Genomic DNA, 13,116 nt, shown 5'->3' with positions numbered 1-13,116 from the left:
CTTAGAAAGAATAACTGGTGAAAATGTTGGATTCTATGCTATCCAACAAGGAACTTTAGATAATGCTAACTATAATATCATACTTATTTCTAATGATTTTGAAATCACTAAAGCTGATCAAATAATCACATTCAATAGTTTATCTGATGTAATCTATGGGGATACTGATTTCAATCTAAATGCAACTTCTGATTCTGGACTAACAGTTACATATACTAGTTCTGATACTTCTGTGGCGACTGTTTCTGGAAATACAGTTACGATTATAGGAGTAGGAACTACAACTATTACTGCTAGTCAAACAGGAGGTATAAATTATAATGCTGCTACGAATGTTATTCAAACGCTGACTGTAAACCAAAAAGCAATTACCCTTACTGCTGATGCTGGACAATCTAAAGTATTTGGAAGTATAGAGCCTACTTTAACCTATGCTATTACTTCAGGTAGTTTAGTAACTGGAGATGTATTGAATGGAAACATAGAAAGAGTAACAGGAGAAAATGTTGGATTCTATGCAATCAATCAAGGAACTTTAGAGAATACGAACTATGATATCACATTTGTTTCGAACGATTTTGAAATCACTAAAGCGGATCAAACAATCACTTTCAATAGTTTATCAGATATAACTTATGGTGACGCTGATTTTAATCTAAATGCTACTTCGGATTCTGGATTAACAATTACCTATTCAAGTTCGGATACTTCGGTAGCAACTATTTCTGGAAATACGGTAACTATTGTTGGTGTAGGAACTACAACCATAACAGCTAATCAAGCTGGAAATGGAAATTACAATCCTACAAGTGATGTTAGGCAAACATTAACTGTAACGCCAAAAGCAATTACGGTTGCAGCAGGTATAAGACAATCTAAAGTATTTGGAACTAGTGATCCTAATCTTACTTATGCAATTATTTCTGGTAATTTAGTTGATAGTGATTTCCTTTCTGGAAACTTAACACGTGAAGTAGGTGAAAATGTTGGATTTTATTCAATTCAACAAGGAACTTTAACAAACCCAAATTATAATATCTCATTTATTTCGAATGATTTTGAAATAAAGAAGGCAAATCAAACTATTACATTTAATGATTTAGCAGATCTAAACTATGGTGATGATAGTTTTGATTTAACAGCAATTGCTTCTTCTGGTTTAGCTGTTACTTTCCAAAGTTCAGATAGTAATATAGCTACCATTTCTGGTAATACAGTAACTATTCTAAATACCGGAACAATTACTATTACTGTGAGTCAAAGTGGGAACAGTAATTATCATCCTGCAGATGATGTAGTAAAAACTTTAGTTATTCGTCCTAAAAAACAATTAACACCCAAACAAGAAAAAGAGAGTATTAAAATGTTCCCTAATCCTACAGTAAAAGACGTTCAAGTTTCTGATTTACCTCTAGAAACTACGCTACGAATTTACGATTTAAAAGGTGCATTAGTAAAACAAGTAACTGATTATAGAAATGGAGATACGGTAGATGTATCACAATTACCTGCAGGTGTATATTTATTGGAAATCACTTCTCCAAATCTTATCAGTCAAAGAATCATCAAAAAAATTATTAAAAGTTAAAATGAGGGATTTTCTATACAACTTCATTTTATAAGGGGGAAACAAAACACCACATACAATTGTGGTGTTTTTTCATAAAATAGCACATTTTATATCTCAAAACTAGGGTAATCTAAAATTTACCTGTACAGTTAATAGACAAACAAATTATTTTTTTGAGATTATAAACAACATGAGATATACAATTACCCTTTTAACATTTTTTCTTTGCATAACAATCTCTGCACAACACACAGAATTGGTCAAGGACATTAATCAAAGCTTCACAGGTTATGCTTATGTAGAATATATTACCGAATACAATGGTAGCTTATATTTTAGAGCGGACGATCAAATTCATGGGGAAGAACTGTGGATAAGTGATGGCACTACATTAGGAACAAAGATGTTTCTAGATATCAATCCAGGGAATCGTAGCTCTTCACCTAAAGATTTTGTAGAACTAAATGGCAAACTGTATTTTTCTGCTATTGGAGCTACTGTGAATCGAGAACTCTGGGTAACTGATGGAACTCCAACGGGTACCAAATTACTCAAAGATATCCGACCAGGAAGATCTGGTAGTGGGGCAAATGACTTTATTCTTTTTAATAATAAAATATATTTCGAAGCTAACGATGGTGTACATGGTAGTGAGCTATGGGTAACTGATGGTACGGAAGAAGGAACGCAAATGCTTAAAGATATCGCACCTGGCATAGCAAGTAGTTTTCTGTCAGATTTTGAGGTATTTGATAACAAACTCTATTTCGAAGCCAGCGATGGCGTTAATGGAGAAGAGTTATGGGTAACTGATGGAACCGAGATAGGAACTCAGATGGTAAAAGATATCAACCCAGGAATCAATGGTTCGCAGGTAAGTTATTTAACGACTTATAATGGAAAGTTATATTTTATGGCCTATCAAAATGCTACGGGTAGTGAACTATGGGTAACTGATGGGACTGAGTCTGGTACTCAATTGTTTGTTAATATTCATCCTGATACTGGGTGGTCTAGCCCTTCTTATTTATACGTCTTTAATGGAAAACTATATTTTAGAGCTACTGATGGTGTCAATGGAAATGAATTATGGGAGAGTGATGGTACAGTAATGGGTACTAAACTAACCGTAGATATTCTACCAGGATTTACTGGTAGTAATCCAAGAAATTTTGCGACTTACGATAATAATATGTATTTCAGTGCTTCTGATGGAACTACTGGACATGAATTATGGGTTACTGATGGTACTCCAATGGGAACTAGTATAGTAAAAGATATTGATCCCGAGCGAAGTAATTCTAGCAGTCCAGCAGATTTTACCATTTTGGATGGCAAACTATACTTTCGAGCTAATGGACCTATGGCAGGTCAAGAACTTTTTGTTACTGATGGTACCGAGTCAGGTACACAACAAGTAAGTTTTATTGATCCTTCTACAAGCAATAGTTCTTTAATAGATATGATTGCTTGGAATAATCAATTACTGTTTAGTGCTAGAGACAATATTACCGGGCACGAACTTTGGATTAGTGATGGTACCGAAGCGGGAACTCAATTATTAAAGGACATCAGAGTAGGAAGCTCTAGTTCTAGCCCAAGAGGATTAACTGTTTTTAATAATAAAGTGTATTTCCGTGCTAATGATAATATTCATGGACAAGAGTTATGGGTCACTGATGGCACAGAAGCAGGTACCCAGGTAATTGATATGACGGATGGAAGTATTGGTCATGGAGCTTACCATTTAACGGTATTTAATGGAAGTCTATACTTTGCAATGTATGATGTAGCTACTGCGGCACAACAGCTTTTTAAAACTGATGGTACTAAAGCTGGGACCGAAAAAATAGATGTTTTTAAACTACCTATGGGCAGTGCTATTGATATCCGTGGGATAGTGATTTTAGATGGTAAAATGTATATTGAAGCCTCTACCTCTACAGAAGGTGTCGAGATTTGGGAAACTGATGGTACTAGTTCGGGGAGCAAAATGGCTTTTGAAACAGGGGTAGGATTCGCTTCAAGTAATCCTTACGATTTAATCCCTTTTGATAGTAAGTTATTTTTCGTAATGAGAGATGCAACCAGAGGTGGAGAATTACACGTGTTTGACCCAGCTACATCTACTGTACAGTTAGTAAAGGACATTTTTACAGGTATCAATAGTAGTGGTGTAGCAGATTTATATGTTCATAAAGATAAACTCTATTTTCGAGCAGAAAACAATGTATATGGTCGTGAATTATGGGTGAGTGATGGTACAGAAGCAGGAACTCAACTTTTTAAGGATATACATCCAGGGGTAGCTTCATCTGGAGTAGGCTACTTTCAATCTTTTGGAGACTTATTGTTTTTTAGAGCTGATGATGGTATTCATAGTACGGAAGTTTGGCAAACCGATGGAACAGAAGCAGGGACATTTCTTGCTGCAGATGTTAATCCAACAAGTGGTTCAAGTCCTGTAGAATTTACTCCGTTAGGCAATAAGTTGTATTTCCGAGGGAAAGATGGTATCCATAATGATGAATTGCATGTCTATATTCCTTACGATTGCTCGGCTATTACTTCAAATAAATTATTCGTTACTCCTACAGGTAGTGAAACGAATACAGGGACTTCTTGGGCAGAAGCAGTTTCACTACAACAGGCATTAAAAATAGTAAGATCTTGTCCAACGGTAGAAGAAATATGGGTACAGCAAGGATCTTATGATCCAGGAACTAACAATAAGCTTTCATTTCATATTCCAAGTAATATTAAATTATATGGTGGCTTTAAAGGAACAGAAAGTGACTTATCTGAAAGAGACTGGACGAATCATCCAACTATCTTAAGTGGAGATCTTGGTATCCCTGGTGATACGCAAGGAAATAGTCAAACGATAATTACTATCGAAGAAAAAGAGAATATCACCATTGATGGTTTTATTATTGAAGAAGGAAACGCAACAGTCGAAAATAATTCTCGTGTTATAACAGATACACATGGTGGAGCTATGTTTGTGCGTAATGGTAGTGCTATTGAAATTAATAACTGTATTTTTAGAAATAATCAAGCCGAATTAGGTTCAATTATTTCCCACGCCGATGGTACAAGTTCTACTACTTTTACTAATTGTTTATTCTATGATAATACGGCAACGGTAACCGATGCTATTTATGCATACAATCAAAATTTGACCTTTACTAATTGTACACTCATAAACAATACAGTGCAGTCTGCATTTGGGGTTTTTGGAACCAATAATGGAAATATCACTTTAGAAAACACCATTGTTGAAGGTACACAAAATAGGACTGTTTTAATAACAGGTGCTGGAGTTCTAAGCTCGAATTATAGTTATCTAAAAGGAGAAAATCCATCTGGCACAGGTAATATTGATGGAACCACAGTCACAGATGTGCTTTTCAAAGACATCGCGGCAGAAGATTTTAGCTTGCAAGGAAGTTCTCCTTTAATAGATGCAGGAAATAATTCCGCAACTACAGTAGCTATAGGTTTAGGAGGAAAAGTAAGAATCATTGATGGTAATAACGATACTACAGCTACTATAGACATTGGAGCATACGAATTCGGTCAAGCTGAACAAACGATCACCTTTAATCCTTTAACCGATGTTACCTATGGTGATACAGATTTCGACTTAACAGCTATATCAGATTCAGGTTTAGCTGTCACCTACGTAAGTTCTGATACTTCAGTAGCTACTGTTTCAGGAAATACCGTAACTATTGTTGGAGCAGGAACAACTACCATTACCGCATCACAAGCTGGCAATCCTGATTTTAAGCCTGCTACCGATGTTCCACAAACACTTGTAGTAAATAAAATGGAAATTGATATCCAAACAGATAGACTTAGTAAAGAAATAGGAAGTAGTGACCCTACTTTATCCTATAGTATTACCAGAGGAAGCCTAGTCGGTAGTGATACATTTACAGGGAGTTTAACTAGAGTTGCAGGAGAAACTATTGGTACATATGCAATTTCACAGGGAACTTTAGCATTGAATAACAATTATACTTTAGGTTTTACTGGAGCAAATTTTATCATAGCTCAAAAAGTAATCGATTTTAATGCAGAAGACTTTTCGAAAAATGCGACTCTAGGAGCGAGTTATGAAATTGATGGTTTTAAATTTACTGTAAGTCCAGGTGTTATTCAAGAAAGTGCTTTTAGAGGTAATGCGGGTTCTAATGGAATACAAGCAGCACCTTTTACAGGAAGCACTGATAAATTTACGATTGAAGCTATCGACGGTTCAGCCTTTAATATAGATAGTTTTTACTTTTCAGATCAAGGTGGATATGGTGGATTGGCTACTATTACAGGATTCAAAAATGGAAGTTCTATTGGGAGTGATTCAGGAGGTGATATTAATCAAGGTTTTCATGATTTAACTTCAATATTTGATGATGTAGATAAAATAGAAATCACGCAAAGAAGTGGTTTGTTGGCAGTTTTTGATGATTTTGTGTTCAATAAAGTAAATCAAGCTATTACTTTCAATAATCTAACTGATGTCACTTACGGAGATACTGATTTTAATTTAAGTGCAAGCGCAGATTCAGGTTTAGCAATTTCATATATGAGTTCAGATACTTCAGTGGCAACAGTTTCTGGAAATACAATTACTATTGTGGGTGTCGGAAGCACAATCATCACGGCAAGTCAAGCTGGAAATAACAATTTTAATGCGGCTGCATCAGTAGATCAAACCTTAAAAGTAACCCCAAGAGAGATTACAATTACTGCTGATGCTGGACAAGCTAAAGTATTCGGAACTACAGAGCCTACACTAACCTACTCTATTACTTCAGGTAGTTTAGTTTCAGGAGATCTATTGAATGGAAACATAGAAAGAGTAACAGGCGAAAATGTTGGGTTCTATGCAATCAATCAAGGAACTTTAGGTAATGTAAATTATAACATCACATTTGTTTCGAACGATTTTGAAATCACTAAAGCGGATCAGACAATCACTTTCAATAGTTTAGCAGATGTAACCTATGGTGATGCTAATTTTAATTTAAATGCTACTTCGGATTCTGGATTAACAGTGACATACTCAAGTTCGGATACTTCTGTGGCAACCGTTTCTGGAAACACAGTGACTATTGTTGGTGTAGGAACTACAACTATTACAGCGAGTCAAGTTGGGAATGGAAATTATAATGCAGCTACTGATGTTACTCAGACACTAACTGTAAATACAAAAGCTATTACAATTACTGCTGATGCTGGACAAGCTAAAGTATTTGGAACTACAGAGCCTACACTAACCTACTCTATTACTTCAGGTAGTTTAGTTTCAGGAGATGTATTAAATGGAAACATAGAAAGAGTAACAGGAGAAAATGTTGGGTTTTATACCATCAATCAAGGAACTTTAGATAATGCTAACTATGATATCACATTTGTTTCGAACAATTTTGAAATCACTAAAGCAGATCAGGCAATCACATTCAATAGTTTATCAGATCTAACTTATGGAGATGCTGATTTTAATCTAAATGCAACTTCGGATTCTGGATTAACAATTACCTATTCTAGTTCGGATACTTCTGTAGCAACTGTTTCAGGAAGTACTGTAACAATTGTTGGTGTGGGAACTACAACTATAACAGCTAGTCAAGCTGGGAATGGAAATTATAATGCAGCTACAGATGTTACTCAGACACTAACTGTAAATCAAAAAGCTATTACAATTACTGCTGATGCTGGACAAGCTAAAGTATTTGGAACTTCAGAACCTACCCTAACCTACTCAATTACTTCTGGTAATTTATTAACTGGAGATGCATTGATTGGAAACATAGAAAGAGTAACTGGAGAAGATGTTGCGTTCTATGCAATCAATCAAGGAACTTTGGATAATACTAACTATGATATCACATTTGTTTCTAACGATTTTGAAATCACGAAAGCGGATCAAACAATCACATTCAATAGTTTATCAGATGTAACTTATGGTGATGCTGATTTTAATTTAAATGCGACTTCGGATTCTGGATTAACAATTACCTATTCTAGTTCTGATACTGCTGTGGCAACCGTTTCTGGAAACACAGTGACTATTGTTGGTGTAGGAACTACAACTATTACAGCGAGTCAAGTTGGGAATGGAAACTACAACGCAACTACTGATGTTACTCAGACACTAACTGTAAATCAAAAAGCTATTACAGTTACTGCTGATGCTGGACAAGCTAAAGTATTTGGAACTACAGAACCTACACTAACCTACTCTATTACTTCAGGTAGTTTAGTTTCAGGAGATCTATTGAATGGAAACATAGAAAGAGTAACTGGAGAAAATGTTGGATTCTATGCAATCAATCAAGGAACTTTAGATAATGTTAACTATGATATCACATTTGTTTCGAACGATTTTGAAATCAATAAGGCGGATCAATTAATCACTTTCAATAGTTTATCAGATGTAACTTATGGTGATGCTGATTTTAATCTAAATGCTACTTCTAATTCTGGATTAACAGTGACATACTCAAGTTCGGATACTTCTGTAGCCACTGTTTCTGGAAATATTGTAACTATTGTTGGTGTAGGAACTACAACTATAACAGCTAGTCAAACTGGAAATGGAAATTATAATGCAGCTGCGGATGTTACTCAGACACTAACTGTAAATCAAAAAGCAATTACAGTTACTGCTGATGCTGGACAAGCTAAAGTATTCGGGACTACAGAGCCTACACTAACCTACTCTATTACTTCAGGTAGTTTAGTAATTGGGGATGTATTAAATGGAGACATAGAAAGAATAACTGGAGAAGATGTTGGATTCTATGCAATCAATCAAGGAACTTTAGATAATGCTAACTATGGTATTACATTTGTTTCAAATGACTTTGAAATCACTAAAGCAGATCAGGCAATAATATTTAATAGTTTGTCAGATGTTACTTATGGAGATGCTGATTTTAATCTAAATGCTACTTCGGATTCTGGATTAACAATTACCTATTCTAGTTCTGATACTTCTGTTGCAACTATTTCTGGAAATACAATAACAATTGTTGGTGTAGGAACTACAACTATAACAGCTAGTCAAGCTGGAAATGGAAATTATAATGCAGCTACTAATGTTACTCAGACACTAACTGTAAATCAAAAAGCTATTACAGTTACACCAGACATAAGACAATCTAAAGTATTTGGAACTAGTGATCCTAATCTTACTTATACAATTATTTCAGGTAATTTAGTTGATAGTGATATCCTTTCTGGAGACTTAACACGTAAAGTAGGCGAAAATGTTGGATTTTATTCAATTCAACAAGGAACTTTAACCAATCCTAATTATAATATCTCATTTATTTCGAATGATTTTGAAATCAAGAAAGCAAATCAAACTATTACATTTAATGATTTAGTAGATGTAAACTATGGTGATGATACTTTTGATTTAACTGCAATTGCTTCTTCTGGTTTAGCCGTTACTTTCCATAGTTCAGATAGTAATATAGCTACCATTTCTGGTAATACAGTAACTATTCTAAATACCGGAACAATTAATATTACTGTGAGTCAAAACGGAAATAGCAACTATCATACTGCAGAAACAGTAACAAAAACTTTGGTTATTCACCCTAAAAAACCATTAACTCCTAGACAAGAAAAAGCAATAATTAAAGTATATCCAAATCCTACAGTGAATACTATTCAGATTTCTGATTTACCTTTGGATATTACTTTACGTATCTACACTTTAAATGGTGTATTTATAAAACAAGTGATAGATTATAGAAAAGATAGTATGTTAGATGTATCTCAATTACCTACTGGTGTATATCTATTAGAGGTTACTTCTCCTAATCTTTCTAGTACAAGGATTATTAAAAAATTTATTAAAAATTAAAATAAAGGGGACTATACAACTTCTTTTTATAGGTAAAAAACACCACTGTTATAGTGGTGTTTTTTATTTTTGATAACTATTAAACAAACTAAGCTTTTACTTTCTGTTTATACAAAACGTTTAAAACTAAAGCTGCAATTACTAAAACAACACCTAATACACTTAATAAAGGATACTGATCTCCAAACCATAACATTCCTAGAATCATGGTAAAAACAACCTCTATATATTTTAATGGAACAATTTTATTCACCGTACCTAGCTGATACGCTTTAGTCATAAATAACTGTCCAAAATATCCAAACAGCCCCAAACTTAATAGGATTAACCATTCTGTTCCTTTAGGTGTCTTCCAATTATTTATCGACAATAAACCTCCCAAAATAGTGGAAATCCACATGAAATAATTAACAATCACTACAGGATGATCTTGGTTACCAATCTTAGTAATTACTACATATACCAAGCCGCTAAAAAACGCAGAAACTAAAATTAAACTTACACCTAGTATATTGACTTCATTGGTAAATCCTTTTATCAAAAGTACCCCTACAAAAGCTATGAAAAAATAGAACCATTGCATTTTAAATATTTTTTCTTTCAATAGTACAACAGCTAAAATTGCGGCAAAAATAGGAGAAGTATATCGCAAAGAAACTGCAGTGCCAATAGATAAATAATCTGTAGAAGCGAAAAATAACCCCATAGAAGTTACACCTACCAAACCTCTTAACACCAAAAGTTTTTTTTGATTTCCTAACATTGGTATTTTATGATATATTAAATATCCCATAGTAAAAATTAAAGATCCAATAGCTCTAAAAAATACTTTTTGATAAGCAGAGAATCCTGCTAAGTATTTTACCGATATATTCATTATGGTAAAACACAATGCGCTAAGTAGCATTAAATAAATGGCTTTTTTCAATGTGTAAGTTTTAAGGGTATAAAAAAGTTTCTTAGGCTACAAACATAGGTTCAAAAAACGTGGAAAACCAATTAAATATAGAATTAAACTTATGCCTGTTTTTCTCTTATCTTTTAAACAACAGAAATAGACTTCAACGCATAAAAAAACCTCGAAATTCGAGGTTTTACTATTACATTATTTAATTTGGTTCTCTTTTAGTGAGAGTAGATTGGCAAACAGCTTATAGGCTCCAGGAACTCCTGCTGGCAACTCCCTAAAGAAACTTAATCCTGTGTAGATATAGTTTCCTTTTCCGTATTGCGCCACTAACAAACTTCCTTTTTTAGAAGACTCTCCTTTATCATTCATGGCTAGTATTGGAGTATATTCGTTACTCCACTTGTTAGGAAAATATAAGCCTCTTTCTTGCACCCATCCTTCAAAATCAGTATCCGAAATTTTATTAGGATAATTCAATACTGAATGTTCTTTAGCTAGCATTTTTACTTTAGCATGCTCATCCGTAACCCTATCTCTAGATAATTGCAATGTATATGGTGCTTTTACATCTACTCTTCTATTTGTATTGTACTGGACAATTACATTGCCTCCATTTTTAACGTACTCTAATACATACTTTTGCTTAAACTGTAATACTTTTTTCGTATTGTAAGCTCTAATACCAATCACAACCGCATCAAAATCACGTAATGAATTCTCATTAATACTTTCAGGAAGAATCTCTGTTACTGTATAACCTATTTGACGTAAACTTTCTGGTACTGCATCTCCAGATCCTTGGATATAACCAATAGATTTCCCTTCTTTTTTAATATCTAAACGAACTACTTTCGCTTTTGAAGGTAAGAGTACAGATTGCTTAGGAATATGATTGTAATTGATATCTATGAGTTCTTTATCAAACATAGTATTGGAAATACTTGCAATGGCTTCAATATTTCCTTCAGATTGGGTAGCAGAAGGATTTATAGTAAAATCAACAACTTGTTTATCTCCTTTCTGTTCAATATTGAAATCTACCTCTTGTGGTGTAACATTCCAACCGCTAGGAACTTTCAATGTTACTTTACCATTTACGTTTGCTTCTCCTGACCTAACTTCTACAGCTATTTTTTTGGATGTGTTATCTGAAAAAATAATCACCTTATCTTTTAATCTCGTTGTTACTTTAGGTAGCACTTCAAAAGGCTCATAAATCTCTCCTTTATCTCTTTGTGAATAACGTCTAATTACATTTTTAGTGAAAGAAATTGGTATATCTTCAATCATTAAATTGAATTTTACCTGAATTGGTCTTGGCGTTTCTGGTTTCCCAATTAATTCTTGATTATTTACAGTATACATTCCTAAATCCCAAGGATTAGATAACCAATATGGAGATGAATAAGAAATACCAGATAGTGATAAATTTTCCGTAAAATTCTCTTTCTTATTAGCTAGTAAATCTAAATTCTTTTCAACTTTTGATTTAGCAGGCAACCATTCTATTGAAGTTAAATCCATAGAAACTGTACTTCTATTTAATACTTCAAAATCTACTTTTACAGAAGAATTTGGTGTAGCACTAGAGGTTTTTGCTGAAGCTTCTAAATACAATCCTGCACAAGCTTCTATAATATTTTTTATTTCTTTTAATTTGATAGTTTTCCAATGCTCATCTTCTAATTTTTCTATCAGACTATATGCTTTTACAAGACTTGGTAAATGTTTTGCTGGATTTACAAAATCAAAATTTTGTTCTATTTCATATAAGATATCTCCTATTTCTCCCCCTCCTTTTACTCTATTCCAAGTGGTATTAATTCCTGAAAAAATATTCTTCTTATCTTTTGGAAAATCTCCTTTTAAAAACTCTACATACTCTGTTTGTCCTCCTCTTGTCGTTAATCTACCAAAACCTTGACATAAATGTTGGCTACTAGCTATTGATGCTAATTCATTATTAGAAACTCCTTTTAAAGGATAATACACACCAATATCGAAATTTAACATTTTACTTTTATCCGCTTTTTCGAATCGTTCTCTACTTCCATAAAACCACCACGATGTGTTGAAAAATAAACGGTTTGGTTGCCAAGTATCAGTATATTTTAATTGTTCTGGATATTTAGTTTTATCACCTGCCAAATCAAAAGCTTCAACGCTTAACATTGCAGATGTTGTGTGGTGACCATGGGTAGTTCCTGGCGTTCTATGATCAAAACGATTAACAATTACATCTGGTTTAAAAGTTCTGATTGCCCAAACTACGTCAGATAATACTTTATCTTTTTCCCAAATTGCTAATGTTTCATCTGGATGCTTAGAATATCCGAAATCATTAGCTCTTGAAAATTGCTGTTCTCCTCCGTCTACTCCTCTTGCAGCTAATAATTCTTGCGTTCTTATAACCCCTAACAATTCACGAATTTCTGAACCTATTAAATTTTGTCCACCATCTCCTCTTGTTAGTGATAAATAGGCTGTTCTTGCTTTTACTTTATTTGCTAAATACGCTATTAATCGTGTATTTTCATCATCAGGATGCGCCGCTACATACAATGCTGTTCCTAAAAAATTTAGTTTTTGAATTTTTTCGTAAATCTGATTGGTTGTTAACTTTTGTGGTTTTTGCGCTACTGCTGAAACAGAAATCAGCAAAAATGAAAGACAAACAAGTACTTTTCTGTTCATTTCTATGGGTTAAAAGATTGACAAACAAATGTAATCTTTTTAAACGCTAAGGAAATG

At 33.7% G+C, this 13,116-nt stretch carries 4 protein-coding genes; 2 read left to right on the top strand and 2 right to left on the bottom strand.

The genetic code is table 11. The features are described from left to right. Window positions 1-1,588 (top strand): MBG domain-containing protein (locus BVC87_RS18675; RefSeq protein WP_143569838.1); only part of this gene is annotated, 1,588 nt, incomplete at its 5' end. A gap of 172 nt (window positions 1,589-1,760) precedes the next feature. Beyond that, window positions 1,761-9,455, top strand: coding sequence for an ELWxxDGT repeat protein (locus BVC87_RS18670; RefSeq protein ID WP_083629615.1), 7,695 nt, complete (start codon window positions 1,761-1,763; stop codon window positions 9,453-9,455). An 88-nt stretch (window positions 9,456-9,543) separates the two neighbouring features. Here BVC87_RS18670 and BVC87_RS18665 read toward each other — a convergent pair whose 3' ends face one another. Further along, a complete protein-coding gene (locus tag BVC87_RS18665) occupies window positions 9,544-10,383 on the bottom strand; it encodes a DMT family transporter (protein WP_262509531.1) in 840 nt (279 codons plus the stop codon). A 177-nt stretch (window positions 10,384-10,560) separates the two neighbouring features. Beyond that, window positions 10,561-13,059, bottom strand: coding sequence for a PIG-L family deacetylase (locus BVC87_RS18660; protein ID WP_075343927.1), 2,499 nt, complete (start codon window positions 13,057-13,059; stop codon window positions 10,561-10,563). Window positions 13,060-13,116: the final 57 nt, after the last annotated feature.

Origin of the sequence: Tenacibaculum agarivorans (genome assembly GCF_001936575.1) — a bacterium.
In the GTDB taxonomy this organism is placed as follows: Bacteria; Bacteroidota; Bacteroidia; order Flavobacteriales; family Flavobacteriaceae; genus Polaribacter; species Polaribacter agarivorans.
Note: the sequence above shows the minus strand (reverse complement) of the source record. Positions and strands in the feature narration are given on the sequence as shown.